General features: G+C 61.9%; 23 protein-coding genes and 1 pseudogene. 11 read left to right on the top strand and 13 right to left on the bottom strand.

Features of this window, described 5'->3' with window-relative positions:
• Nucleotides 1-106 precede the first annotated feature (106 nt).
• Nucleotides 107-1,141, top strand: a complete 1,035-nt coding sequence (locus tag SJ05684_RS08130; protein WP_034854950.1) for a GlxA family transcriptional regulator — start codon at nucleotides 107-109, stop codon at nucleotides 1,139-1,141.
• 701 nt (nucleotides 1,142-1,842) lie between these two features.
• Here the strand turns inward: SJ05684_RS08130 and SJ05684_RS08125 are convergent.
• The 4 genes from SJ05684_RS08125 to SJ05684_RS08115 all read right to left on the bottom strand — a co-directional run bounded on the left by SJ05684_RS08125 (nucleotide 1,843) and on the right by SJ05684_RS08115 (nucleotide 5,057).
• The gene (locus SJ05684_RS08125; protein ID WP_034854949.1) at nucleotides 1,843-3,456 is read right to left on the bottom strand and encodes a BCCT family transporter; all 1,614 of its coding nucleotides are present in this window, start codon (nucleotides 3,454-3,456) and stop codon (nucleotides 1,843-1,845) included.
• Nucleotides 3,457-3,514: 58 nt separating this feature from the next.
• Entirely contained in the window at nucleotides 3,515-3,931 is a 417-nt protein-coding gene (locus tag SJ05684_RS08120; protein WP_034854948.1) for a universal stress protein, read from the bottom strand.
• A gap of 110 nt (nucleotides 3,932-4,041) precedes the next feature.
• Nucleotides 4,042-4,275, bottom strand: a complete 234-nt coding sequence (locus SJ05684_RS29555; RefSeq protein ID WP_034854947.1) for a hypothetical protein — start codon at nucleotides 4,273-4,275, stop codon at nucleotides 4,042-4,044.
• 395 nt (nucleotides 4,276-4,670) lie between these two features.
• A complete protein-coding gene (locus tag SJ05684_RS08115) occupies nucleotides 4,671-5,057 on the bottom strand; it encodes a winged helix-turn-helix transcriptional regulator (RefSeq protein WP_034854946.1) in 387 nt (128 codons plus the stop codon).
• A 152-nt stretch (nucleotides 5,058-5,209) separates the two neighbouring features.
• On the opposite strand from SJ05684_RS08115, the gene SJ05684_RS08110 reads away from it, so the two are divergent.
• The 4 genes from SJ05684_RS08110 (at nucleotide 5,210) to SJ05684_RS08095 (ending at nucleotide 7,840) form a co-directional block, all read left to right on the top strand.
• The gene (locus SJ05684_RS08110; RefSeq protein ID WP_034854945.1) at nucleotides 5,210-5,821 is read left to right on the top strand and encodes an NAD(P)-dependent oxidoreductase; all 612 of its coding nucleotides are present in this window, start codon (nucleotides 5,210-5,212) and stop codon (nucleotides 5,819-5,821) included.
• Between the two features lie 89 nt (nucleotides 5,822-5,910).
• Nucleotides 5,911-6,555, top strand: coding sequence for a DsbA family protein (locus SJ05684_RS08105; RefSeq protein WP_374188707.1), 645 nt, complete (start codon nucleotides 5,911-5,913; stop codon nucleotides 6,553-6,555).
• A gap of 32 nt (nucleotides 6,556-6,587) precedes the next feature.
• Complete coding sequence (locus tag SJ05684_RS08100) at nucleotides 6,588-6,911, top strand: MoaF-related domain-containing protein (RefSeq protein ID WP_034854944.1); 324 nt, start codon at nucleotides 6,588-6,590, stop codon at nucleotides 6,909-6,911.
• A 38-nt stretch (nucleotides 6,912-6,949) separates the two neighbouring features.
• Complete coding sequence (locus SJ05684_RS08095; RefSeq protein WP_083846145.1) at nucleotides 6,950-7,840, top strand: MBL fold metallo-hydrolase; 891 nt, start codon at nucleotides 6,950-6,952, stop codon at nucleotides 7,838-7,840.
• A 220-nt stretch (nucleotides 7,841-8,060) separates the two neighbouring features.
• Here SJ05684_RS08095 and SJ05684_RS08090 read toward each other — a convergent pair whose 3' ends face one another.
• Entirely contained in the window at nucleotides 8,061-8,990 is a 930-nt protein-coding gene (locus SJ05684_RS08090; RefSeq protein WP_034854942.1) for a pseudouridine-5'-phosphate glycosidase, read from the bottom strand.
• Nucleotides 8,991-9,073: 83 nt separating this feature from the next.
• Entirely contained in the window at nucleotides 9,074-10,021 is a 948-nt protein-coding gene (locus SJ05684_RS08085; RefSeq protein ID WP_034854941.1) for a carbohydrate kinase family protein, read from the bottom strand.
• A gap of 231 nt (nucleotides 10,022-10,252) precedes the next feature.
• Here SJ05684_RS08085 and recA point away from each other — a divergent pair, with 231 nt between their 5' ends.
• Both recA and alaS read left to right on the top strand, forming a co-directional pair.
• Nucleotides 10,253-11,335, top strand: coding sequence for a recombinase RecA (recA, locus tag SJ05684_RS08080; protein ID WP_034854940.1), 1,083 nt, complete (start codon nucleotides 10,253-10,255; stop codon nucleotides 11,333-11,335).
• A 227-nt stretch (nucleotides 11,336-11,562) separates the two neighbouring features.
• Nucleotides 11,563-14,226 (top strand): alanine--tRNA ligase, encoded by a 2,664-nt coding sequence (alaS, locus tag SJ05684_RS08075; RefSeq protein ID WP_034854939.1) that lies wholly within the window; start codon nucleotides 11,563-11,565, stop codon nucleotides 14,224-14,226.
• 55 nt (nucleotides 14,227-14,281) lie between these two features.
• Here alaS and SJ05684_RS08070 read toward each other — a convergent pair whose 3' ends face one another.
• From SJ05684_RS08070 to SJ05684_RS08045, 6 genes are all read right to left on the bottom strand, one after another.
• On the bottom strand, nucleotides 14,282-15,940 hold the full coding sequence (locus SJ05684_RS08070) for a SulP family inorganic anion transporter (protein ID WP_034854938.1): 1,659 nt from the start codon (nucleotides 15,938-15,940) through the stop codon (nucleotides 14,282-14,284).
• A gap of 321 nt (nucleotides 15,941-16,261) precedes the next feature.
• On the bottom strand, nucleotides 16,262-17,011 hold the full coding sequence (locus SJ05684_RS08065) for an HAD-IIB family hydrolase (RefSeq protein ID WP_034854937.1): 750 nt from the start codon (nucleotides 17,009-17,011) through the stop codon (nucleotides 16,262-16,264).
• 501 nt (nucleotides 17,012-17,512) lie between these two features.
• Nucleotides 17,513-18,841, bottom strand: coding sequence for a TRAP transporter large permease (locus SJ05684_RS08060; protein ID WP_034854936.1), 1,329 nt, complete (start codon nucleotides 18,839-18,841; stop codon nucleotides 17,513-17,515).
• Between the two features lie 3 nt (nucleotides 18,842-18,844).
• On the bottom strand, nucleotides 18,845-19,423 hold the full coding sequence (locus tag SJ05684_RS08055; RefSeq protein ID WP_050980016.1) for a TRAP transporter small permease subunit: 579 nt from the start codon (nucleotides 19,421-19,423) through the stop codon (nucleotides 18,845-18,847).
• A gap of 65 nt (nucleotides 19,424-19,488) precedes the next feature.
• Nucleotides 19,489-20,508, bottom strand: a complete 1,020-nt coding sequence (locus SJ05684_RS08050; RefSeq protein ID WP_034854935.1) for a TRAP transporter substrate-binding protein — start codon at nucleotides 20,506-20,508, stop codon at nucleotides 19,489-19,491.
• A gap of 41 nt (nucleotides 20,509-20,549) precedes the next feature.
• Complete coding sequence (locus SJ05684_RS08045) at nucleotides 20,550-21,377, bottom strand: GntR family transcriptional regulator (RefSeq protein ID WP_244426639.1); 828 nt, start codon at nucleotides 21,375-21,377, stop codon at nucleotides 20,550-20,552.
• Nucleotides 21,378-21,518: 141 nt separating this feature from the next.
• On the opposite strand from SJ05684_RS08045, the gene SJ05684_RS08040 reads away from it, so the two are divergent.
• The 4 genes and pseudogenes from SJ05684_RS08040 to SJ05684_RS30320 form a co-directional block, all read left to right on the top strand.
• Nucleotides 21,519-22,718: a mandelate racemase/muconate lactonizing enzyme family protein gene (locus SJ05684_RS08040; RefSeq protein WP_034854934.1), complete on the top strand. Its 1,200-nt coding sequence runs from the start codon at nucleotides 21,519-21,521 to the stop codon at nucleotides 22,716-22,718.
• An 11-nt stretch (nucleotides 22,719-22,729) separates the two neighbouring features.
• Nucleotides 22,730-23,497, top strand: coding sequence for an SDR family oxidoreductase (locus SJ05684_RS08035; RefSeq protein WP_034854933.1), 768 nt, complete (start codon nucleotides 22,730-22,732; stop codon nucleotides 23,495-23,497).
• Nucleotides 23,498-23,512: 15 nt separating this feature from the next.
• Nucleotides 23,513-24,553, top strand: coding sequence for an L-idonate 5-dehydrogenase (locus SJ05684_RS08030; RefSeq protein WP_034854932.1), 1,041 nt, complete (start codon nucleotides 23,513-23,515; stop codon nucleotides 24,551-24,553).
• A 305-nt stretch (nucleotides 24,554-24,858) separates the two neighbouring features.
• Nucleotides 24,859-24,985 (top strand): annotated as a pseudogene (locus tag SJ05684_RS30320) (SDR family oxidoreductase); the annotation flags it as partial.
• A gap of 118 nt (nucleotides 24,986-25,103) precedes the next feature.
• Here the strand turns inward: SJ05684_RS30320 and SJ05684_RS08020 are convergent.
• Nucleotides 25,104-26,318, bottom strand: coding sequence for an NADP-dependent isocitrate dehydrogenase (locus SJ05684_RS08020; RefSeq protein ID WP_034854955.1), 1,215 nt, complete (start codon nucleotides 26,316-26,318; stop codon nucleotides 25,104-25,106).
• Between the last annotated feature and the right edge of the window lie 120 nt (nucleotides 26,319-26,438).

Raw genomic sequence — 26,438 nt, 5'->3', positions numbered from 1 at the left:
TCTTTTCAGATTTTTAGGACAGGTCAATATTCGTCGATCATTTGGGAGGAGCGGGCAGACCGCCAAGTGCGCGAGCTGTTCCGCCGAGGATCAGAGGAGGTCTTCCATGCGACTGGTAAGTGCTGAGCCGCGTCTGGTAGTTTTTTACCTGGTGCCGGAATTCACCATGATGGCGTTCTCCTCGGCGATCGAGGCTTTGCGGATGGCCAACGCCGCCCTTGGCCATGAGGCCTATAGCTGGCGCGTGGCCACGGCGGACGGCGGGAAGGTTCGCGCGAGCTGCGGCCTCACTCTCGATTCCGACAGCTCCATTGCGGAAGAACGCCAGCGTCTCGTCACCCACCAGCGGCCTGCCCTGGCGATCGCCTGCGGCGGCAAGGACGTGCATCGTCACGCCCACCGGGCAGCCGAGGCATGGCTGCGCGAATGCCGGCATCGGGGTGTGGCGATCGGGAGCCTTTGCACCGGTGCTCATATCCTCGCGAAAGCGGGCCTGTTGAATGAGAAGAAATGTGCGCTCCACTGGGAGAGCATTCCCGGATTCGTCGAGGCGTTTCGCGGTGTCGACGTCAACACCGGAATCTACGAAGTCGATGGCAACATCTTCACTTGCGCCGGCGGCGCCGCCGCCTTCGACATGATGCTCCACATCATTCAGCGCGATGTCGGCGAAGAGGTCATCGGCAGCATATGCGAGCTCGCGCTGGTGGACCGCGTGCGCGGGCCGGGTGACCGGCAGCGCCTGCCTTTCGCACAACGGGTCGGGGTGCAGGATCGAACCGTGATGATGCTCGTGGAGAAAATGGAGCAAAGTCTTGCCGACCCGATGCAGATCGACGAGCTCACCGCATCCGTGGGGCTCTCGCGCCGGCAGATCGAACGGATCTTCCGCAACGAATTGCGCTGCTCGCCGGCACGCTACTATCTCAAACTTCGTCTCGAACGCGCCCAACACCTGCTGGTTCAAACCTCGATGCCAGTCGTGGAGGTCGCCATCGCCTGCGGCTTTGTATCGGCTTCGCACTTCTCGAAGTGTTATCGCGAAACCTATGGCTGTTCACCGCAGGATACGAGAAATCGCAACAGCCACAGCAAGAGGTCTCCGGCTCGGCGTTTGCGCGAGTTCGCTGCGGCCGCATAGGCGCTCTTCGATAGCAGCTCACGCATCCGGAGGCCGTCTCGCTGAATGGAGACATGGCGCTTTCGCGCCATGGCTTGCCCCGCTACAGGCAGCAAGCGCAGCCGACTTGTCAGTGCCGCCATCGAATTCGGGACCGATGGCGGCGGCGCATTGGCGTGCGGAGAAAAAGCGGTATGCGCTTACATGTTCTCCCCATTGCCGCTCTGTCTTCTCGTTCCCGCAAAATTGTCGGCGCGTCGAAATGACTTCGATCCGGACCGGGCGCGCACGCAATCTCATTCAAAGCCCTAGTTAAGCCCTACTGCGCCGTGCGTTCTATCAAAGATCGCTGCAGCGCTTTGAAGCGCTGCATGACTCTTAATGGGGTCGAGGAGACATGCAGCATGCGCGACGCTGGCGTGTTCCACCAAGTTCTGCCTCTCGAGCGAACTCGCAACGTCCTGTGTGGGCCCACACCTGCCGCCCCGTTTCGTTCGATGCACGGATTTGAGGCGAGGATGAGTCGAGAGGGCAATGCTGCAGTGGTGCCCTCGAATGCGGAGTCCAGAGCGGTCAACGCCCCGCCTGTCCAGCGGGGCGTTGAGTGGTCTTCGGCGCTTACAGCGCTGTGCATCCTTCAGGACGCACGGCGCTGCAACTCCTCGAATCTGCGCATCGCGCGTCCCGAAAATCGGATCCGTTTTTCGGGACGGCGCGCTAGACTAGCGGGGTTCGCTCGCCAATCCCTTGATGATGGCAAAGCAGGCAAGCAACAGCACGATGGTGAAGGGGAAGCCGGTCGAAACCGCCATCGCCTGCAGTGCGCCCAGTCCGCCACCCAGAAGAAGCGCGATCGCGACCAAGCCCTCGAAGGTTGCCCAGAAGACACGCTGCGGTGTCGGGGCATCCACTTTTCCGCCGGCGGTAATCGTATCGATCACCAGCGAGCCAGAGTCCGATGAGGTCACGAAGAAGACAATCACAAGAACGATCCCGATGAAGGACGTGATTGCCTGCAGAGGCAGCGCCTCCAGCATGGAGAACAGTTTCAGTTCCAGCGGTGCATCGACAATGACCTGGTAGCCGTCATTGACGATCTGACTGATTGCCGTGCCACCGAAAGCCGTCATCCAGAAGACCGAGACGAGGGATGGGATGATGAGGACGCAGGTGAGGAATTCACGCACGGTGCGACCGCGGGAAATGCGGGCGATGAACATGCCGACAAAGGGCGACCAGGAGATCCACCATGCCCAGTAGAAGGCCGTCCAGCCGTCACGGAAGTTGTCGTCGGTGCGTCCGAACGGGTTCGACAGCTCCGGCAGGTAGCGCACGTATTCATAGAGGTTAATGAAGAAGCCGGTAAGGATCGCCCAGGTCGGCCCGACGACGAGCACGAAGAACAGAAGCAACCCGGCCAAAACCATGTTGATTTCCGACAGGCGCTTCACCCCGGCGTCGAGACCTGCCACCACGGAAACGAGGGCGATGGCGGTGATCCCCACGATCAGAAGCACTTTCGAGACATCATTGATCGGAAGGCCGAAAAGATGGTTTAGCCCGGCACTGGCCTGCTCGGCGCCGAAACCCAGGGAAGTGGCAAGTCCGAACAGTGTCGCGAAGACTGCGAGTACATCGATGATGTGGCCCGGCCAACCCCACGTGCGCTCGCCGAAGACCGGATAGAAAATTGAACGGACCGTCAGCGGAAGGCCTTTGTTGTAGGCGAAGAGAGCAAGTGCAAGCGCCACCACGGCATAGATCGCCCAGGGATGCAGGCTCCAATGGAAAATGGTCGCTGCCATGCCGAGATGGCGGGCCGTCACCGTATCGCCGGGGGCGCCGCCGAGCGGTGCCCAGCTATCCGGCGTGCCAGCATCAGCCGCCACGGACGAGGAGTAGTGCGAGATCGGCTCCGAAACGCCGTAGAACATCAATCCGATGCCCATGCCGGCGGCAAACAGCATTGCGAACCAGCCGGAATAGGAATAGTCGGGCGTAGCCTCCTTTCCACCGATCCGTACCTTGCCGTAGGGCGAGGCAATCAGGAAAAGGCAGAGCAGGACGAATATATTGGCCGAGAGAAGGAAGAACCAATCGAAGGTCGACGTCAGCCATTCACGCATACTGTTGAAGATGGGACCCGCCTGCTCCTGAAAGGCGAGCGTCAGCAGCACGAAGGCCACGGCCGTCAAGCCGGATATCAGGAAGACGGGGTTGTGAACATCAAGGCCGAAGGGCCCGATTTGCGCAGTGATGTTGTCTTGACCGATTTCGTATTCGGTCTCGATCAGCGCCGAAGGGCCCTCAGGGGCCGGGATTCCAGCATCGCTCATGGAGTATGCTCCTCAAATTGTTGCCGCGATTTGTCGTGGCTGGTCCGGTGCTGATCGTTCAGCTGCGAACCAGGAATACGGAGGCATTTGTGTGGGTTGCCAGGCGGCCTCCATTGGAGGGCCAGATATGATCGACAACATTGGGAATGTGCGTCGCCATGACGACGAGATCACTTCCCGTTGTCTTGACCGCCTCGACCAGCGCATCGCTGAGATCCACTGCAGGGTCGTGACTGACAACCGACTTCGATTGGGTTGAGATGCCGTGTCGGGCACCCTGGTCCTTCGCGAAAGCCTCCAGCCTCGCGGCATATTCCGCAGCGTTGTGCCCGAGTGGACCGGGCGCTGCGGCCGTGACGCCCACGTAAGCAACGGGAGCATTGTAGAGCTTTGACAGATTTGCCGCCGTATCAAGTGCACGTTGTAGCTTTTCGACGTGCGCCAGATCGACGGGAACCATTATTTTCGTGTACATTTCCCCTCCAGTTTTGGTTTTCCGGTTGACCTCTTTTTCTCCTTTCTCTCGTGTTGAAATGCCGTTGCGACTTTTACCCGCGTGTCAGCCAACCCACGCGCCAGCAGTCTTTACATTGCAGTCCGGAAGATGATGCGCAAAAGCCGCTGCGCGGGTCCGGAATTCAAGCGCCGGATTTCCTGCTCGTGAGGACGCGCAGTCCGCGTCTCTTCATGTCGTTTGCTCAGATCTAGGTAAGAATTTGTGCCGTCGGGTGTCGTCGTCCACGCGACGGCGCTGCGAGCAAATGCGACATTGGTGTGGCATCCCGGTTCTGAAATCGGGATTTCTTCGATATTCAGCATGTCGGAACTGCAACTCAGCCATTGTCGGCAGGCCTGCGACTGCGCCCGGGTTCTTGCCGACGCCGCCGCGATACTGCCAAGGCCCGCAAGTATACCATCGAGCAGGCGAAAAGACTAAGTGGATAGTAGCTTCGCGTTCCGGCCTTTAGCGCAGACCGCGACTGGGTGGCCGGTCCCCAGAGCGAGGCGGATCAAGGGTAAACGCGCTGTCGATTGGCGTCGCCGCCAGGCTCGCAACCGGGTGGTGAACGGCGGGGCATGAGGTGCCTCAACTGACAGCGCAGCATCTGGCGTGGCGCTTCATTGCCCGCCCGCAGCACGCAGGACCAACGTCTTGGGTGGGCCGATTGAGCCATCTATCGTGACTGCCGCCGAGGAACCGCAAGGCGCTCCGATCACCGGCCACCGTTCTTTGCACCATATTCGCTACGGGCCTCGCAGATTGCCTGATGGTTCTCGTTCGCCCAGGCAATGAGAGTCTTCATCGGCGTCAGGAAGGAGCGGCCGAGGTCCGTCAGCTCGTATTCGACGCGCGGCGGCACCTCCGGATAGAGCGTGCGCTTTACGAAACCGTCCTCCTCCAGGCGCCTCAGCGTTTTGGAGAGCATCTGCTTGGAGATGTCGGTAATCGCTCGCTCGATCTCGCTGAAACGCATGGTTCCATGCTCGAGCACTTCGAGGAGGAGCAGGCTCCATTGGTCTCCGATCCTGTCGAGAACATCTCTGATCGGACAAGGTTGTTCGAACACGAATGGAATGGAAACCAGTTTACCGTGGCTCATTCTGCTGCGCTCCATGACGCTCGTGGTCACACCGGGCTGACCTGATCACCGGACGATGACGTCTTGCAAGGGCGATCCCGATACCATAGGTCGCCGGGCGCGGGGGTCTAGTTTATTGACCTGATCACGATCTCAAACCGAGGGGAATGGATATGGCACATATCGCGCTTATCGGCGCATCCGGCAATGTTGGCTCGCGCCTTCTCAAGGAACTGTCCGATCGCGGACATCAGGTCACGGCTATTGCGCGCAACCCCGAAAAGATCGCCGCGTTTCCCGGAGTGACGGCGGTCGCGGGCGATGCCCAGGACGTGCACTGCCTGGCGGACCTGGTCCGGGGGCACGATGCCGTGATCAGCTCGACCCGCTTTACCGGCACCGATTTCTCAATCATCACCGACGCGCTGCGCAAGGCCGGCGTCAAACGCTATCTGCTGGTCGGCGGCGCCGCCAGCCTCGAGGTTGCCCCCGGCAAGCGCCTGCTCGAGCAACCGGACTTTCCTGCGGCCTATAAGGAAGAGGCGACCAACGGCGCCGAAACGCTCGCTTACCTGCGCACGATCGACGACCTCGACTGGACCTTCCTGTCGCCCTCGGCGATGTTCGTCCCCGGGGAGCGGACAGGGAAATTCCGCCTAGGCAAGGACGAGTTGCTGACCACCAACGACGGCAGCAGCATTTCCTTCGAGGATTACGCCATTGCCATGGTGGACGAGGTCGAGAACCCGCAGCATCCACGCCAGCGTTTCACCGCCGGATACTGAACAACCACAATTGGCGGCAACCGCCGTTCCGATCCATGGGCTGTCCCCAATGCGGAGGCCCGCCGAAGCGCAACCTGAAAGTGAACGTCGTGACCGAGACAATTCATCTGACCTATCTCTTCGACCCGCTCTGCGGCTGGTGCTACGGTGCTTCGCCGGCGCTGGAAAGACTCCTTCAAGAGGACGGCTTTGCCGTCACGATCATCCCGACCGGGCTGTTCGCGGGCGCCGGCGCGTTTCCGATGAACGCGGGATTCGCGGCGCATGCATGGGAGGCCGACCAGCGCATCGCGAAGCTCACCGGCCAGGTCTTCAGTGAAGCCTATCGCAGGAATGTGCTGGAAAGCGGAACAGGCCAGGTGGATTCCGGCCCCGCCACGTTGGCGCTGACCGCCATACGCCTGATAGCGCCCGAAAAGGAGTTCGAGGTCCTGAAAACCATTCAGCGCGCCCGCTATGTCGAGGGGCGCGACAATGGCGATCCGGCCGTCATTGCCGACATCCTCTCCGCCCTGACGCTCGATGATGCGGCGGCACGCTTTGCCTCACCCGATGAAGAGCTGCTCTCTGCCAACCGCACCCGCATCGATGCCGGACAGGCCGAGATGCGCCGTTTCGGCGCCCGCGGCGTCCCGGCCCTTGTCGCCGGGCAAGGGCAGGACGTCCGCCTCGTCAATTCGGCCGCGCTCTATGGCAGCGCTGACGAGTTGATCGCTGGTCTGCGCGCGGCTTGACATCGCTAAACAGCAACGAACGAGGAAAACCCGTGACCGATACCGCATTTCCCGCAACCGGCCATGTCTTCAAGGCGGATTACGGCGACCCCGTCTTTCGCGTCGCTTTCGACGCGGATGGCAAGACGCTGCGCTGGGCGCCTTTCGCCGCCGAGGATTTCGAGGCCGCCGCCACGACCGAAACCTATAAGGCGACCTACATCCGCCCGGGCGTTTTCATGGTGACCTGGCAGGAGGCCGACGGCGTCACCGTCGCCCATGTCGAGGATTTCGAGAACGACACCGTCCACGCCGCCATTACGCTTCCGGACCACAAGTTCCTCACCCTCACCGGGAGCTGGACGCGTCTGGACTGAGTTCCTTTCCACATCAACCCCGAAACCAGGAGCATTCCATGTATACGAGAAGGGAAATTATGAAAACGTCGCTGGCCGCCGGAGCCGCCACGATCGTCTCGCCGCCCGCCTTCGCACAGTCATCGCTGTCGTGGGAGTATTTCCCGACCAATGACAGCGGCTTCTTCCGTGCGCCCGTGCTCGTCAAAGGTGCCACCGAGGCCGTTCTCATTGACGGCGGCTTTACGCTTTCGGACGGCAGAGCTGTCGCCGATGCGATCAAGGCGACCGGCCTGACGCTCACAACCGTTTATGTCAGCGTCAACGATCCCGACTACTATTTCAGTCTCGCCCCGGTGAAAGCCGCTTTTCCGGATGCGCGTGTGATTGCAGCGCCCGATACGGTCGCCGCTATCGAGGAAAATGTTGCGGGAAAGATCGAGGTCTGGGGGCCGCAGCTTGGCGATAATGGTCCGCAGTCGGTCGACGAAGTCGTGATGCCGGAACCGTCCGACGTGGCATCGCTTACGGTCGACGGCAAGACGGTGGAAATCGTCACCATCGAAGACATGCATGATCGCCGCTACCACTGGGTTCCCTCGCTCGAAGCGGTTTTTGGCGGCGTCCTGGTTTATGGTGGTCTGCACCCCTGGATCGCCGACGTCCCAAAACCGGAGGATCGTGCCGCCTGGATCCGCGCTTTGGACGGTATCGCCGCGCGCAATCCGAAGATTGTCGTGCCCGGCCACATGAAACCGGAATGGCCGACCGATTTCTCCGGGGTCAGTTTCACGCGTGATTATCTTGTCGCCTATGAAGAGGAGTTCGCGAAGGCCAAGGATAGCAGCGAACTCATCGCGGCAATGAAGAAGCGCTATCCGGATGCCGGTCTGGATGTTGCCCTCGAAATCGGCGCCAAGGTAGCCAAAGGCGAGATGAAGTGGGGCTGAGCCAAGGAATCATAGGACCGGCCGGGATTCAAACCGGCCGGTCCTGTCTCACATGAGCCTCCTAGAAGTATTCCTCGATGTTCGTCGTCATTTCCATCTTTAGAAGAACGGAATGGCGTCATCGGTCGAATGCGTTGCGAGCGGGCGTTACCCTGCGAATGTCACGGGCGATGCCCCAAATCAGGTCGACTTGAGAGACGTCCGGTGGCGCGGCTTGCAATTATTTCGCGGCCAGCGCGACGGCGATCTCGGCGGCGAGGCGAGCATTGTTTTCGACGAGCGCGATATTGGTTTCGAGGCTGCGACCCTCCGTCATGTGAAAGAGGTTGTCGAGCAGGTAGGGCGTCACAGCCTTGCCGGAAACGCCGTCGCTTGCGGCGTTGTCCAGCGCGCGGGTGATATAGATTTCCATCTCTTCACGCGCAATCTCGCTTTCCTCCGGCACCGGATTGGCGACGAGCATTCCGCCGTCAACGCCGAGTTGCTCGCGCATGCGCTGGAAATTGGCGATTGCCGCGGGGCTGTTCAGCATCAACGGGCTTCTGAGGCCGGAGTCGCGCGACCAGAAGGCGGGGAAGGTTTCGCTGTCATAGGTGACGACCGGCACGCCTCGGGTCTCGAGCACCTCGAGCGTCTTCGGGATATCGAGAATCGCCTTGGCGCCGGCACAGACGACGACCACGCTGGTGCGCGCGAGTTCGTCTAGGTCCGCGGATATATCGAAACTCAGTTCCGCGCCCCGGTGAACGCCGCCGATGCCGCCGGTCGCGAAAACGCCGATGCCGGCGCGGGCCGCGGCGATCATCGTCGCGGCAACCGTGGTGGCTCCGGTGCGGCGCTCGGCGATCGCGAAGGCGAGGTCGGCGCGCGAAAGCTTCATGGCCCCTTGCGTCTTTGCAAGCGCTTCCAGCTTCGTGTCGTCGAGACCGATATGGAGCACGCCGTGGATCACCGCAATTGTCGCAGGCACCGCCCCCTGTTCGCGAATGATCGACTCGACGCTGCGCGCCATGTCGAGGTTGCCCGGATAGGGCATGCCGTGGGTGATGATTGTCGATTCCAGCGCGACGATTGGCGCCCCGCGCGCTTTCGCGGTCGCGACTTCGTCGGAGAATTTCATCGGGAGGGACGGGGTGGAAGGCTTCGTCATTTTTCTTCGCTTCTGAGACGTTGGGGCAGAGGTCGGGCGGAAGAACGGTCGCCGTATTCCCGCCCGGCGTTCGATTGATGATGTCATGCCAGCATTTGCGGCGCCGGCACAAGGGGTAGCGCCTCGCGGAGTTTGTTCGCCGACATCTCCTCCGCAGCGGCGTAGGGAGAGCGGAGCGTGATCAGGGCGGCGGCAATGCCATGTCGCAGGGAAGCGGCGAGATCCAGGCCGGAGAGCCGGGCGGAAAGGAAACCGGAGGCCAGAGCGTCGCCGGCGCCGGTAACATCGGCGAGCGCGGGCAGGGCTGGCGGCTCGGCAAGGCAGGCACTCATCCGGTCGAAGGCGACCGCCGCCCGGTCACCGCGCGTCACGACCCCGCCGGAAAGACCCACGGCGCGCAGAAGATGAGGCCACGCCTCGGCATCGGCGTTTTCAGTCCCGGTCAGCGCGCGTGCTTCCGCCTCATTCATGAACAGGAAATCGAGGCCGGCGAGGCATTCGCCGTATCGGATCACCTTGGCGGGGGAAACGGCGATGCCGGCGATAGGCCGGCAGTCGCCGCTTGCGGCGCGGACCAGAGCCGCCAAGGTCTCCTGCGGTAGGTTGGCATCCATCAGCACGAGGTCGCTGGCCGCGATCACCTCGCGCGTTGCCCGCTGCTGCAGCCGGCGCGGCGAGAAGAGCGCATAGAGTTCCATGTCCGCGAGCGCTATGGCGAGGTTGCCGTCGTTTTCAAGGATCGCCGTGTAGCTCGGCGTCTTGCGGTCGAGAAAGGTGAAGGGGCAGTCGATCACCCCGGCTGCAGCCGCGGCCGCGGCGACCATCTCGCCGGACGCATCGCCGCCGCGCGGGCTGATCATCCGCACCCGGTGGCCGAGGCGCGCGAGATTGCGCGCCGCATTGAATCCACCGCCGCCCGCCTCCTCGAACCAAGTGCCGGGATTGCTTGCGCCCGGCGCCGTACTGCCAATGATGCGGCCGCGGCGGTCGATATGGGCGCCGCCGAAAACGGCGATTTCATGCTGCTTCATGCGCTCACCTCTTCATGCGAATCGGGCCGGCCTGCGAAAGTCCAGGCGAAGCCTCGCGCCGCTTCATGGAAATGGAGTATAATGGACGTGAACAGGAATCGAACGATTTGAAAATAATTCATATGCTTCAACCGGTTGGCGTGCCATTGTCAAAACGGAACAAAGCGTGTACAAAAACTCCTGCGGCGGCTTCATTGCCTCGATAGCTCCAATAACCTAAAGGTGGACCCAATGGCACAAAACTCTTTGCGGCTCGTAGAGGACAAATCGGTGGATAAAAGCAAGGCACTTGAAGCGGCTCTCTCCCAGATCGAACGTGCGTTCGGCAAGGGATCGATCATGAAGCTCGGATCGAAGGATAGCGTCGTCGAGATCGAAACCGTCTCGACCGGGTCGCTCGGCCTCGATATCGCGCTTGGCATCGGCGGCCTGCCGAAGGGCCGCATTGTCGAAATCTACGGCCCGGAAAGCTCGGGTAAGACGACGCTGGCGCTGCAGACCATCGCCGAGGCGCAGAAGAAGGGCGGCATCTGCGGCTTCGTCGACGCCGAGCACGCTCTCGATCCGGTCTATGCCCGCAAGCTGGGCGTTGATCTCGAAAATCTACTGATCTCGCAGCCCGATACCGGTGAGCAGGCGCTGGAAATCACCGATACGCTGGTTCGCTCCGGCGCAATCGACGTGCTCGTCGTCGATTCTGTTGCAGCGCTCGTGCCGCGCGCCGAAATCGAAGGCGAGATGGGCGACAGCCTGCCGGGCATGCAGGCGCGCCTCATGAGCCAGGCGCTGCGCAAGCTGACCGCATCGATTTCCAAGTCCAACTGCATGGTGATCTTCATCAACCAGATCCGCATGAAGATCGGCGTGATGTTCGGCTCGCCGGAAACGACGACGGGCGGCAACGCGCTGAAGTTCTATGCATCGGTCCGGCTCGATATACGCCGCATCGGTTCGGTCAAGGAGCGGGAGGAAGTGGTCGGCAACCAGACTCGCGTAAAGGTCGTCAAGAACAAGATGGCGCCGCCCTTCAAGCAGGTCGAGTTCGACATCATGTATGGCGAAGGCGTGTCCAAGACCGGCGAACTCATCGACCTCGGCGTCAAGGCGGGTGTGGTGGAAAAATCCGGCGCCTGGTTCTCCTATAACAGCCAGCGTCTCGGCCAGGGCCGCGAGAACGCCAAGCAGTTCCTCCGCGACAATCCGGATCTTTTGCGCGAGATCGAAATGACGCTCCGGCAGAATGCCGGCCTCATAGCAGACCGGTTCCTCGAGAATGGCGGGCCGGAGAGCGACGGCGAGGACGCCGCTGAATAGGAACGGCAGAGCAAGCCAGCTTTCGCCTGGAAGACCGGCCCTCGCAAGGAGCGGCCGGTTTTTGCTGCCGTCTGGACAGCGTGATATGCGGACGATAAAAGCCTGTGGTTCCGATGGCAGCGGCCGTCGGGAGGCGGCTACGAACGATAGACGCGGGGTTGAAGGTTACGGCACTGAGCGCGCGACACCTGCGCTTGCGGCCGGATTGTGCACAGATAGGACGCAAGATGAGCGGCGTGAATGAAATCCGGTCGATGTTTCTCGACTATTTCCGCAAGAACGGCCACGAGATCGTGCCGTCGAGCCCCCTGGTGCCGCGCAACGATCCGACATTGATGTTCACCAATGCCGGCATGGTGCAGTTCAAGAACGTCTTCACCGGGCTGGAACAGCGTCCCTATTCCACGGCGGCGACTGCGCAGAAATGCGTGCGCGCCGGTGGCAAGCACAATGACCTCGACAATGTCGGCTATACCGCGCGTCATCACACCTTTTTCGAGATGCTCGGCAATTTCTCCTTCGGCGACTATTTCAAGGAACGCGCGATCGAGCTTGCCTGGAACCTGATCACCAAGGAATACGGGCTCGATGCGAAGCGGTTGCTCGTCACCGTCTATCACACCGATGACGAAGCCTATGACCTCTGGAAGAAGATCGCCGGCCTCGGCGACGATCGCATCATCCGCATTCCGACGAGCGACAATTTCTGGGCCATGGGCGATACCGGCCCCTGCGGCCCGTGCTCGGAAATCTTCTACGACCACGGCGAAGAGATCTGGGGCGGCCCGCCGGGCTCGGCCGAAGAGAATGGCGACCGCTTCATCGAAATCTGGAACCTCGTCTTCATGCAATACGAGCAGGTGACGAAAGAGGAGCGTGTCGACCTGCCGCGTCCCTCGATCGATACCGGCATGGGCCTGGAACGTGTCGCGGCAGTCCTGCAGGGCCAGCACGACAACTACGACATTGACCTTTTCCGGGCGTTGATCGCGGCTTCGGAAGAAGCGACCGGCGTCAAGGCCGAGGGCGAAAGGCGTGCAAGCCATCGCGTCATTGCCGACCATCTGCGTTCTTCCGCCTTCCTGATCGCCGACGGCGTGCTGCCGTCGAATGAGGGCCGCGGTTACGTGCTGCGCCGTATCATGCGCCGCGCCATGCGCCATGCTCAGTTGCTCGGCGCTGAGCAACCGCTGATGTGGAAGCTTCTCCCGGCGCTGGTCGGTCAGATGGGCCGTGCTTATCCGGAGCTGGTGCGGGCCGAAGCGCTGATCTCCGAAACGCTGAAACTCGAAGAGACCCGTTTCCGCAAGACGCTGGAACGCGGCCTCATTCTTCTCTCGGACGCCTCGGCCGGTCTCTCCGAAGGCGATCAGTTCGATGGCGAAACCGCGTTCAAGCTTTACGACACCTACGGATTCCCGCTCGATCTGACACAGGACGCGCTACGCGCCAAGGGCATCACCGTCGACACGGATGCTTTCGCCGCCGCCATGGAACGGCAGAAGGCGGAAGCGCGTGCCAATTGGGCCGGTTCCGGCGAAGCCGCGACCGAGACCATCTGGTTCGAACTCAAGGAAAAGCACGGCGCCACGGACTTCCTCGGCTACGACACGGAAACGGCCGAGGGCGTGATCCAGGCTATCGTTCGCGATGGTACGATCGTCGACTCCGCGAGCCGGGGTGAAAGAATTCAGGTGATCCTGAACCAGACACCCTTCTATGGAGAGTCGGGCGGCCAGATCGGCGATACCGGCGTCATCACCACGGAAACGGGCAAGCTGACTGTGACCGACACGCAAAAGCGAGGCGAGGGGCTCTTCGTTCACTACTGCGTGGTTGCGGAAGGCAGCGTGAAAACCGGCGAAGCCGCCGCCCTGACGGTGGATCATGCGCGCCGCACGCGCCTGCGCGCCAACCATTCGGCAACGCATCTGCTGCATGAGGCGCTGCGCGAGGTCCTCGGCACCCACGTGGCGCAGAAGGGGTCGCTCGTCGCACCCGAACGCCTGCGTTTCGACGTGTCGCATCCGAAGCCGATGACGGCCGAAGAGCTCAAGGTCGTCGAGGAGATGGCGAACGAGATCGTCGTTCAGAACACTCCGGTCACGACTCGCCTGATGAGCGTGGACGACGCGATCGCCGAGGGCGCGATGGCTCTCTTCGGTGAGAAATATGGCGACGAAGTTCGCGTGGTGGCGATGGGTGAGGGCATTCGCGGTTCGAAGGCCGGAAAGCCCTATTCGGTCGAACTCTGCGGCGGCACACACGTCTCCGCGACCGGCGACATCGGCCTGATCCGTGTCGTCTCGGAAAGTGCCGTCGGTGCCGGGGTTCGCCGCCTCGAAGCGCTGACCGGCGAGGCGGCCCGCGCCTACCTTAATGAGCAGGACGAGCGGGTGAAAACCTTGGCGGCGGCACTCAAGGTTCAGCCGGCCGACGTTCTCGGCCGCGTCGAGGCGCTTCTCGACGAGCGGCGCAAGCTCGAGCGGGAACTGACCGAGGCGAAGAAGAAGCTCGCGCTTGCCGGCGACGGCCAGAACGGCTCGGGTGACGCAGCCCGCGAGATCGGTGGCGTCCGCTTCCTCGGCAGAGTCGTGTCCGGGGTCGAGCCGAAGGATCTGAAGAGCCTCGCCGACGACGGCAAGAAGACGCTCGGCTCCGGCGTCGTCGCCTTCGTCGGTGTATCTGGCGACGGCAAGGCAAGTGCTGTCGTCGCTGTCACCGACGATCTGACCGCGAAGGTCAGCGCCGTCGATCTGGTGCGTGTCGCTTCGGCCGCGCTCGGCGGCAAAGGCGGGGGCGGTCGGCCGGACATGGCTCAGGCGGGCGGCCCGGACGGCGGTCGTGCAGCCGAGGCGATCGAGGCAGTGGCGCTTGCACTGGCCGGCTGAGCCGGGACATCATTCGAAAGAAAAGGGCGCCCGCTGCAACGGCGCCCTTTTTTGTTCATGCGGTCTTTTCGGCACGGATGGACTCGAGTGCCGCCGGGACCGAGGCGCGCATCAGGACCCGCGGCGGGCGGACGTGGTGCTGGTAAAGCGTGCGGCGGACCTGCGACCTGGCTCCGGTGATGATGAAGCGCACGCCGCTTCGTTCCGCCTTCCGGAGCGTCCCTTCGATGACATTGGCAGCCGTCGAATCCATGAAGGGGACTTCGGAGCAGTCGAGAATGAAATTCCGGCGCTGGTCGGCGATGCGATCGAGAACGGTGCCGACGGTGGCAGCGGAGCCGAAGAAGAAGATGCCGGAGATGCGGTAGATGACTGTATTGGGGTCGTCTGCGACGACCGGATGCTCCTTCTCACCATTTCCCGGCTTCACAAGTGCCAGGGGCGTGGTCTCGCCGACAGAGATGCTCTTTGCCATGCGATCGATGAACAGGACGGCGCCAAGGGCGAAGCCGATCACGATGCCTTCCGTCAACTCGCGGAAAACGACGATCAGGAAGGTGGCGAGGAGGACTACCGCGTCGCCATAGGAGGATCGCAACAGCGCCATGAAGGCCGGCTTCTCGATCATGTTCCAGGCGACGATGGAGAGTACCCCGGCAAGTGCGGCAAGCGGGATATAGCTTGCGAGCGGCGCCGCCAGCAACATGAAGAGAAGAAGAAAGACCGCGTGCAGCATGCCCGAGACCGGGCTCGTGCCGCCGGCGCGCACGTTCGTCGCCGTTCGCGCGATGGTGCCGGTCACGCAGATTCCACCGAACAGGGCCGAGCAGATATTCGCGAGCCCTTGCGCGATCAGCTCGATGCTTGAACGGTGTCTGCGGCCGGTCATGCCGTCGGCGACCACCGCCGAAAGCAGAGACTCGATCGCTCCGAGAAGGGCAAAGGAAACGGCGTCCGGGAAAACGGCGACCAACTTGTCCAGCGAAAGCGGTGGCAGGGCGGGCAGCGGCAGACCCGGCGGAATTCCGCCGAAACGCGTGCCGATCGTTTCTGCCGGCAATTGCAGCAGAGCGACGCCGACCGACGCCGCGGCAACCGCGATCAACATGCCGGGCCAATGAGGCCTTGCTCGCCGGAGCGCGAGGATGACGCCGATCGTCAGGGCCGCGGTCAGTACGGACGCCCAGTTGACCGTGTCGGCCGCCCGGGCAAGCTCGACGACCTTGTCGACGATGGCGCCTGGCTCGGCTCCTGTCAGGGTCAAGCCGAAGAGATCGCGCAGCTGACTTGCAAAGATGATCACGGCAATTCCGGCGGTGAAGCCGACGGTGACCGGATAGGGAATGAGCTTGATGTATTGTCCAAGCCGCAAATAGCCGGCGGCGACCAGCATCAGACCGCTCATGGCGGTTGCCAACAGGAGACCGTCAACGCCGTGTCGCGTCACCGTCGCAGCGACCAGCACGATGAAAGCGCCGGCCGGCCCGCCGATCTGCACGCGGCTGCCGCCGAGAAGCGAGACGAGGAAACCGCCGATGATTGCCGTGTAGAGCCCGCGATCGGGCGTGACCCCAGAAGCGATGGCGATCGCCATCGAAAGCGGCAGGGCGACGATGGCGACCGTCAGGCCGGCAAAGGCATCAGCTTTCAGCCGCGCAAGATCATAGCCCTCGGCAAAGACGCTGAAAGTTTTCGGAACCATGGTATCGGGCATCGGCGAGGCTTTTCCGGACGCCGCGCGTTGCGGGATTGAACGTGCAGGGCGCATGCTTAGCGTATCTGAGTCGCGCCGCCGCACAAGCAGGATACAGCCGGTGCTGGCGTTACTGTACCCGCTCTTCGGAAAGCACCACGCGTCGATTCAAAACTTGCAGCGATCTTTGTGTGTCCTGAAGGACGCACGGCGCTGTTTGGCACTTGGCTGCCGCAGTCCGGCCCCGAAAACCGTGACAGCCCGATGTTCGAACGACGCGCGCGAGGTCGCCCCGACGGAACTCGGAGATCTACCTGCGGCTGAAGTAGAGGCAGAGCCCGTTCATCGCAGCACGCCCCAATGTCTCAGGCCTTCGATAACGCCATCCGCATGGCAACTCGATGCCAGAAAGTGCCGGCGGTGGAGCGATGCCGCGTCGCGGAGTTCGGAAAGTGCATTGGCGACCACGACGCCGCGGACATGGGGCATCTCGAACACCTCCCGGTCGTTGCCACTGTCTCCGGCGACAACGACCTCGTCGAGGGGGATCGATAACCGACGGCAGATCCAGCCGAGCGCGCTGCCCTTTCCGCCGGCCGGTGGCAGGATGTCGAGGTCGCGGCGACTGGAATAGACAAGCTTCACATCCAGTCCTGCGGCGGCGAAGAGCATGGCGATCTCGCGGATTGTCGCTTCCGCGGCCTCAGGCAGATGCCAGCTTTTCTTATGAGGGAGCTGGTGCGATTGCGGCTGAGGAGCGGCGCCCATGATCGAGTCCATGACGGCAGCGATCGCTTGCGACTCGAAAGGAGGGCCAAGTTCCTCGATGAAAGCCTGGAGCGGGCCCGGTATGAACATGTCGGCAATCACCGTGCCGACACCGCCGATCACGTAGTCTGGCCTCGGCAGAATCCTTGCTTCGACGAGAGACAGCATGTCGTCAGCGGTGCGCGCGCTGTTATAGACGAGGAGCGGCCGCTCGTCTCGGTTCAGCGCATGCCAGCGGCGTGAGAAGCGTTCGGCCGCCGCCTCGTTGCCGAGCAGCGTTCCATCTAGATCGGAGGCTAGCAGCCTTACCGGCCGGGTCGTCATTTTTACCGGTCCCCATTCCTCATTAAAGGGTCGGCGATGTGCCGTGCCGCGACCTTCTCCTCAAGGGCAGGCGGATCGGCGCTGGCAGGCGTTTCCTCTCCCGACGTCGGGAGTGCCTATGATGTGGGGCATGCGTATTCTATGGAGAAGTCTAACGCCTGGCGACAGATTTCTGTTTTGCGTGGAAGGCAGCCGTTTAAGAACGGAACGAACAGTTTGCGGGAGACACCTGCCTTTCGTGGAGCGCCGGTCCGGCAAGTGGGCGCAGGGCGCAGCCCAATCCAATATGTTCGCTCGTGCTGCGGATAACCGAAGAACTCCGCTGGCGAATAGTGTTCGATGATCTGGATCATCAGCGTCAAAGCTGGCTGTTGGTGCGGGCTTTGAAGGCGAGGTGCTTCGCGACGATCAATGGGAGCAGATCAACCGTCGTGCCACTACTTGCATGGCTTCCGTTGCGCAGGCCGGCGCTTCTTCAGATTTGACGTTACCGCTTCGGGCTTACCGCCCCGTTATCCCTGGAAAAGCTATGAGCACCGCAATCGCAAGCATCTGAAGCATAATGAACGGTAGCAGGGATTTGAAAATGACACCAAGCGTGATGCCCGGCGGGGCGACCGACTTGAGGTAAAACGCGGCGGGGCCGAATGGCGGGGAAAGGAAAGAAACCTGCATGTTCATGCAGAAGAGCACGCCGAACCAGACCGGATCCATGCCGAGCGATTTGATGATCGGCACGAAGATCGGCATCGTGAGCAGGGCGATGCCGACCCAGTCAAGGAAGGCGCCCAGCACGAAGAGAATGACCATCATGAAGAGAATGATGACCGTTGGGTTGTCGGAGATGCCGGTGATGAGGCCGGATACGAAGTTGACCCCGCCCATGAGATTGTAGACACCGACAATCGCCGTCGCACCGATGCCGATCCAGACGATCATGCCGACGGTCGCCAATGTCTGCATCGCCGCGCCGCGCAGCAGCGCGTAGGAGAACTCCCCGCGCAGGATTGTTGACAGCACCACGCCGCCGACGCCGATGGCGGAGGCTTCGGTTACCGAGGCGATGCCGCCATAGATCGAGCCGAGCACGATGAAGACCACGAGGATCGGCAAGGCCAATCCCTTGAGAAGGCGGATCTTTTCGGCAGTTGGGATCGGCGTCGCGTCGGCTGGCGGCGCCACATGAGGCGTGAAATAGGCGCGCGCCAGGATGTAGACGACATAGAACATGGCCAGCATGAAGCCGGGGATGAACGCGGCCGTGAACAGCTCTCCGATCGAGACGTTGGCGGTCAGGCCGTAGATAATCAGAACGATCGACGGCGGGATCATCGTCCCGAGCGACCCGCCGGCACAGACGACGCCGATCGCCAGGCTCCGGTCGTAGCCGAGGCGCAGCATCTGGGGCAGGGCGATGAGGCCGAGCAGGACGATCTCACCGCCAATGATGCCGCTCATGGCGGCGAGAATGACCGAGACGAAAACGGTCTGTACGGCGACACCGCCGCGGATACGGCCGGCGAAGAGCTTCATCGCGTCGAACAGATCGCGCGCGATACCGGAACGATCGAGGATCGCCGCCATCAGCACGAACATCGGCACGGAGACGAACACGAAGTTCATGACGAAAGAATAGACGCGGCTGGTGATCAGCGGGATCGACATCGGGCCGAACCAGCCGAGGGCAAAGATGAGCGCCACAAGCAATGTCACAAAGGCCAGCGGCATGCCGGTCAAAAGCAAGCCGACCATGAGCACGAACATCACGATCGTGCCCCAACCAATCCCGAGCGCCTGAAGGTTGAGGCCGAAGTCGAGAAAATCTGTCATGGGCTAATCTCCCTGACCGCTGCGTGCGTAATTGAAGGCCAGGATCAAGAATTGCAGGACCAGCAAGATCATCGTGATGAAAATGAAGATCTTGATCAGGGCAGGGGTCGGTGCGCTCCAGGCGCTCCCCGTCGTTTCGAGGCGTATCTCGCCGGATGGGGCGAAGACCGCGCGCGTCACCATGTGGTAGGCGGCATAGGCGAAAAAGCCGCTTGCGAGCGCGCAAACCACGGAGATCGCGACATCAGCGATCCGTCTCGCACGTGAAGACAAGTGGTCATATATGAGAACCACGCGGATATGGCTGTCTCGGCAGGTACAATAGAGCCCTCCGAAAACAAAAGCGGACCCGCAAAGGAAGACCGTCGTCTCATGTGCCCATATCGTCGGACTGTTGAGGACATAGCGTAGAAAAACCTCCATCAGGAGGATGAGCGCGGCTGCAACGATGCCGGCTGCGAAAATATACCCGGTCTTATCCACCATTCGACCCATAAGACCGGCTTCGGGAGCCGGAGCGCCGATGCCTTCACTTGTCGCCGCCAGATCTATCAATTCCCTCGTACGGGCGTGATCGCTCATGGCCTCTCTCCCTAGCCATATCAAGGAGGAGGGCGGCCCATTCGGCGGGCCGCCCGGTATTCGGATTAAAGCAGGCCGTTTTCTTTCAGATAGCCGGTCAGGGTATCAAAGACCTTCTGCGCCATCGGCGAACTCTTGGCCACCCGCTCCCATTCCGCAACGGCGATCTTGCGGAACTTCGCCCGCTCCTCGGCTGACCAGTCGTGCACGGTTATGGATCCATCAGCCTTCGCTTCCTCAAGTGCGGCCTGATCAGCCTTCTTCAACCCCTCGATCTGGGTTTGCTGGAATTCCTTGACCGTTTCCTCGAGCATCTTCTTGATGTCGTCGGGCAATTCGTCCCATTTCGCCTTGTTCATCGACACTTCGACGAGCGGCAAGGAGTGAAAGCCGGGATAGACCGGGTGCGGCGCCGCCTTGTTCAAGCCCTGCTGCTGGTTGACGGAAAACACGGAATAGTCGGCCGCGTCCACCACGCCTTTGTCGATCGATGTGTAAACCTCGGAGGCAGGCAGGTTGACTGGGGCCGCGCCGGCTGCGGCGAAGACGTTTGCAATTGGGCCCTCGGGCGAGCGCACCTTGACCCCTTTGAGGTCGTCGACGCCGTCAAGCGGCACGCGGGAGACGAAGGCTTCAAGGCCCGGGGTCGAGACGCCGATGAAGTGCAGGCCATAGGAGCCGAGCAGTTCTTGCATGATTTCCTTGCCGCCGCCGTTTTCGACGAAATCGATCATCTGCGACGGGTCCGACCAGGCGCCAACGGGATTCGAAATCAGGCCGAAGGCCGGGTCCTTGCCGGCCCAATAGGAGGAATCGCAGATCTGTCCATCCAGAATGCCACCTGCCACGGCGTCGAGAGTTTCATTGTACTCGACGATCGAGCCGACTGGCAGAAGCTCGATTTTGACCTTGCCTCCGGAGCGCTCGGCAACCAGGTCTGTCCAGCCCTTCTGGTATTCAAAATTGGGGTTGCCGGCCGGGTCCGATGATTGGAACCGGAACGAATACTCCTGTGCGCCGGCCGCGCCGGCCAGGCCGAGCACCGCCACGAGCGTGGCTGCGGTATTGAACAGAAAACGTCTCATGATCTTTCCTCCCTTGGATGATCCGTTGTGGGTATGGCGTTCTATTCGGGTGGCGCAGAACTCCCGGCCCTGGCCGGCGCGAATGGGCCGGCAACGCTGTGGGTGGTGGAGAAACGGATGTCCAGCAGGGCCGGATCGATCTGTTCCTCGAGCTCGACGAGCATGGAAATGCCGAACTGGATCAGTTCGTCCGATGCCTGGCAGGCCCTCTCCGCGTCGCCCGCAAGCACGGCTTCCATGATGGCGACATGGCGCTCGACGGTGCGCGAGAGGCCATCGAGTCCGCTTATATGGGTCAGATGCAGGTAGCCGTTGCGCCGGCCGATGGCGTGGAGCGGGCTCAGTACACGTTCAAGAAATCGCTCACCCGACGCTCGGATCAGGAGGTCGTCGAACGATTTGTCGATGAAATTGAAACTGTCGACCGTCATCGCCGGCCCCTCAGCTTCGAGCTTCCTCTTCAGGTGATGAAGAGCGGCCCGATCATTGGAGGTCATATTGCGAATGGCGGCCGCGGTGACGAAGCGATCGAGATCGCGCCTGAGTTCCGCGAGGCGCTTTTCCCTCGAAAGGTCGATGGGCGCGACGCGAAGGCCGTTCCGTGGACGAATTTCCAGAAGCGTTTCGGCTGCGAGCCTGCGCACGGCCTGGTGCACCGGCGTGCGGCCGATACCAACCATTGCCTGAAGGTCCTGCGTGCGGATTTCCGCGCCCGGCACGATGCGCATGGAAACGAACAGCGCCTCTATCCGCTCGTAGGCGAGCGCCGTCAGATCGCGCCCATGCTCGATCGGCCAAGTGCTTTCAGCCTCGGAAGTGGCCGAGGGTTTGGCGGCTTTGCCTCTCTCCTTGAGCGGTCTCCCTTGCAAAATGCGCTCCGAAAACGTATTGCGATCGGATGTGATATTTCACAGAATATCATAGTATGTCAATTCCCGACCCGCCGGCCCGCGGCAGAGGCCAGGCCTAAAAGGCCGGAGTGGGGTTTCAGACTGCCAAGGGAGGAGCGCATGAGGATCACCGCACTGGAAACGTTGAGAACGGAAGAGTTTTCGAACGTTCTCTGGGTTCGCGTTCACACAGATGAGGGCACGATTGGCCTTGGCGAGACCTTCTACGGCGCCGGGGCTGTCGAGGCCCATATTCACGATACTTTGGCAGGCCGCCTGCTCGGCCAGGACCCGTTGCGCATCGAGGCGCTCAATCGGGTCATGACCGACCTCCCGATGGCGCAAGCGTCGACAGGCGTTGAATATCGCGCCGCTTCTGCGATCGACATCGCGCTCTGGGACCTCTTCGGCAAGGTGTGCGGTCAGCCGGTACACCAGATGCTCGGCGGATTGGCCACCGACAGGCTGCGCGTCTACAACACCTGCGCCGGTTACGGTTATGTCCGCAGCCACAATATCCGCCCGGTGGACACCTGGAACATTGGCGCCGGTGAGGGACCTTATGAAGATCTGGCCGGCTTCATGGGCGACGCCGGTGCGCTCGCCGAAAATCTCCTTGAAAGCGGCATTTCGGCGATGAAGATCTGGCCGTTCGACCCGCCGGCACAAGAAAACCGCGGCCTCTTCATCACGGCGGCGCAAATGAAGAAGGCGATCGAGCCGCTCGAGAAGATCCGCAAGACCGTCGGCGACAAGATGGAAATCATGGTGGAGTTCCATTCGCTATGGAATCTTCCCACCGCCAAGAAGATCGCCCGGGCACTGGAGCCCTACGCTCCGACCTGGTACGAGGACCCGATCCGCATGAACTCGCCGCAGGCGCTGGCCGAATATGCGGCGGCTACGGACGTTTGGGTCTGTGCGAGCGAGACGCTCGGATCGCGCTTCCCCTACAAGGACATGCTGGAGCGGAACGCCACCCACGTGGTGATGGTCGATCTCTGCTGGACGGGCGGCCTGACCGAGGGGCGCAAGATCGCTTCTCTTGCCGATACTTATCATCGCCCCTTCGCGCCGCATGATTGCACTGGCCCAGTCGGTTTTGCAGCGGCAATCCACGCCTCTTTCAGCCAGCCGAACACACTGATCCAGGAGTCGGTCCGGGCTTTCTATACCGGTTGGTACAAGGAACTTGTGACGGTCGTGCCGACGATCAAGGACGGTTACGTCCTGCCGATGGAAGGTCCGGGGCTCGGCACGGATCTGCTGCCTGAGGTCTATCAGCGTCCGGATCTGATCTGCCGCCGCTCGGAGCTTTAAGGGAGATACCGATGACCAGCAAACTCTTCGATCTTACGGGCCGTACGGCTTTGGTGACCGGATCGTCGCGCGGGCTCGGTCGCGCCATCGCGGAGGGTCTCTGCGACGCCGGCGCCAGGGTCGTTCTCAACGGTCGAAACGAAAAGGCCGTGGCGATTGTCGCGGAAGAAATGCGGAATGCGGGGTACCAGGTACTGAAGGCGGTCTTCGACGTGACAAGTGAGTCCGCCGTGAGGAACGCCTTTGAACGCCTCGACGACGAGGGCCTGGAGGTCGACATCCTCGTCAATAATGCGGGCATTCAGCACCGGCAGCCGCTTGTCGAGCTTTCACTTGCCGATTGGCAGGGCGTCATCGACACCAATCTGACCAGCGCCTTCCTCGTCGGCCGCGAGGCGGCGCGTCGGATGATTCCCCGTGGTCGCGGCAAGATCATCAACATCGGCTCGCTGACGAGCGAAGTCGCGCGCGCCACGGTCATTCCCTATACCGCCGCGAAGGGCGGCGTGAAGCTCCTGACAAAGGGAATGGCGGCCGAATGGGCGAAGTTCGGCATTCAGGCAAATGCGATCGGGCCCGGCTATATGCTGACCGACATGAACGAGGCGCTCGTCAACGATCCGCAGTTCGACGCCTGGGTGAAGAGCCGCACGCCGGCCGGCCGCTGGGGTGAGCCGCAAGAACTCGTCGGCACGGCGGTCTTCCTTGCCTCCTCTGCATCCGACTATGTCAACGGCCAAATCATCTACGTCGACGGCGGCATGCTGTCAGTGCTTTGACGCGAGGAGAAACTCATGCGCGCTGTGGTCGCTCACGCTGCCCATGATCTCAGACTGGAACGGCTGCCGGAGGTCGCCGATCCTGGCGAAGGAGAGGTGCTCGTTCGCGTCGTCGCAGGCGGGATCTGCGGCTCGGACCTGCATTACTATCATCATGGCGGCTTTGGCACCGTGCGCCTGAGGGAGCCGATGATCCTCGGCCACGAGGTCTCTGCCGTGATCACGGCAGCCGGCAAAGGCGTGACGCGCGCCGGGCCGGATGATCTCGTTGCGATCAACCCATCCATGCCCTGTGGTAGATGCGAAGAATGCCGGCGAGGTCTCCGCAACGAATGCCACGATATGGTGTTCAGCGGCAGCGCCATGCGCTTTCCCCACGCACAGGGCATGTTCCGTGACAGCATTATCGTTCCCGAGGAACGGGTGTTTCCCGTCAGTCCCGGGATCGGTGCCGGCACTGCCGCGCTGGCGGAGCCCTTTGCCGTTTGCCTGCACGCCGCCAAGCGCGCGGGCCCGCTGCTCGGTGCAACGGTTCTGGTGTCCGGCTGCGGACCGATCGGTTGCTTGACCGTGGCGGCGGCACGCCATGCCGGCGCTTCCCGCATCGTCGCGTGCGACGTCGTTCCGGAACCGCTGGTGGCTGCCGGGCGACTTGGGGCCGACGATCTTGTGGTGGTGAGCCCTGATGCGAGCGGTCTCGATCGCTGGAAGGCAGGCAAGGGCAAGATTGACGTTGCCTTCGACTGCTCCGGCCATCCCACCGCTGTCGCGACGGCCCTGGACTGCCTGCGGCCGCGCGGCCGGCTGGTCGCCGTCGGCCTGGGCGGGCCGATGCAATTTGCGCTGCCTTCCGTCGTTACCAAGGAACTGGAGGTGATCGGCAGCTTCCGCTTCGATGAGGAGTTTGGCCAAGCGGTGGAGATCATCTCGCACGGCAAGGTGGACCTTTCCGGCTTGATCAGCCACAGCTTTCCCGTCGATGAGGCGATCGCGGCCTTCGATCTGGCTGGAGATCGCCGGAGCGCGATGAAGGTTCAGTTGAATTTCGCCACTTGAGCAGTGCTCAGCGCTCCAGCGAGACCGTTCCGCGGCGATGATCGCAATCGTGTCTTCACACCAGCGCTCTTTCCCGGCTTTCGCCACAAGGAACGCGGCCGTCAGGTTGACCGATGTAACATCGTTCCAGTTGCCGATCGTCATTCGGGTATTGGACCCAACTCTCCCACGATGCCGGCATTGTTGAACGCTCCGTCCAGCCCCCGAACTCTTTTCGGCGAGAGCGACGAGAGCATCGGCATAGCTCTCATCCTTAAGGTCGCCGGCTTAGGCACACGGCTTTGCCGTTGCCGCGGCCTGATCGCATGAAGCGCATGGCGAGCGCGAAGGAAATCGCCCAGGCAGCCCTTTTCCTCCTCTCCGACCGGTCGAGCTTCATGACGGGAGGCCCGGGTCATGGTGGATGGCGGCATGTCGGTTCGGCTTACGTAGCTGTCACACAGAGGTCGCCCAAAAGCAACATTGGCTGACCACCGTCTGTAATTATGAGAAGCGATACAAGAAACCCGGCGCGAGGCCGGGTTTCCAGATCGATGTCTATGCGGCTCGCTCAGGCGGCCATCGCCTTCCTGAGGTTCTCGTCGATCTTGTCGAGGAAGCCGGTGGTCGAGAGCCAGGGCTGGTCGGGACCGATCAGCAGGGCGAGGTCCTTGGTCATGAAGCCCGCTTCGACGGTGTCGACGCAGACGCGCTCAAGCGTCTCTGCAAACTTCGCCAGTTCCGCATTGCCATCGAGCTTGGCGCGGTGAGCGAGACCGCGGGTCCAGGCGAAGATCGAGGCGATCGAGTTGGTCGAGGTTTCCTCGCCCTTCTGGTGCTGGCGGTAGTGGCGGGTTACCGTTCCGTGGGCGGCTTCCGCCTCGACCGTCTTGCCGTCCGGCGTCATCAGCACCGAGGTCATGAGACCGAGTGAGCCGAAGCCCTGGGCAACGATGTCGGACTGGACGTCGCCATCATAGTTCTTGCAGGCCCAGACATAGCCGCCGGACCACTTGAGCGCCGAGGCGACCATGTCGTCGATCAGGCGATGCTCGTACCAGAGCTTGGCAGCCTTGAACTGCTCGGCGAACTCCTCGTCGAACACCTTCTGGAAGATGTCCTTGAAGCGGCCGTCATAGGCCTTGAGGATCGTGTTCTTGGTCGAGAGATAGACCGGCACCTTGCGCTGCAGGCCGTAGTTGAAGGAAGCGCGGGCGAACTCGGTGATCGATTCGTCGAGGTTGTACATCGCGAGGGCCACGCCGGCGCCCGGTGCGTCATAGACTTCGTGTTCGATCGTCTGGCCGTCGTCGCCGACGAATTTGACCGACAGCTTGCCCTTGCCGGGGAACTTGAAGTCGGTGGCGCGGTACTGGTCGCCGAAAGCGTGACGGCCGACGATGATCGGCTTGGTCCAACCCGGAACCAGGCGCGGCACGTTCTTGCAGATGATCGGCTCGCGGAAGATCACGCCGCCAAGGATGTTGCGGATGGTCCCGTTCGGGGATTTCCACATCTTCTTGAGGTTGAATTCTTCTACGCGTGCCTCGTCGGGCGTGATCGTCGCGCACTTGACCCCGACGCCGTGCTTCTTGATGGCATTGGCGGCATCGACGGTCACCTGGTCCTCGGTCGCATCGCGGTTCTCGACGCTGAGGTCGTAATATTCGAGATCAAGGTCGAGATAGGGATGGATCAGCTTGTCTTTGATGAACTGCCATATGATGCGGGTCATCTCGTCGCCGTCGAGTTCGACGACCGGATTGGCGACCTTGATCTTTGCCATGAACATGCCTCGTGCTTTGCGGGACACCGGCTCGATGTCCCTCCGGTGGAAAAATCCAGAGCCCTATAGCACCGTGGGTCCGGAAGGCAAAGCATGCTTGGCCGAAACTTTCGATGTACA

Source organism: Sinorhizobium sojae CCBAU 05684, assembly GCF_002288525.1.
Taxonomy (GTDB): Bacteria; Pseudomonadota; Alphaproteobacteria; order Rhizobiales; family Rhizobiaceae; genus Sinorhizobium; species Sinorhizobium sojae.
Note: the sequence above shows the minus strand (reverse complement) of the source record. Positions and strands in the feature narration are given on the sequence as shown.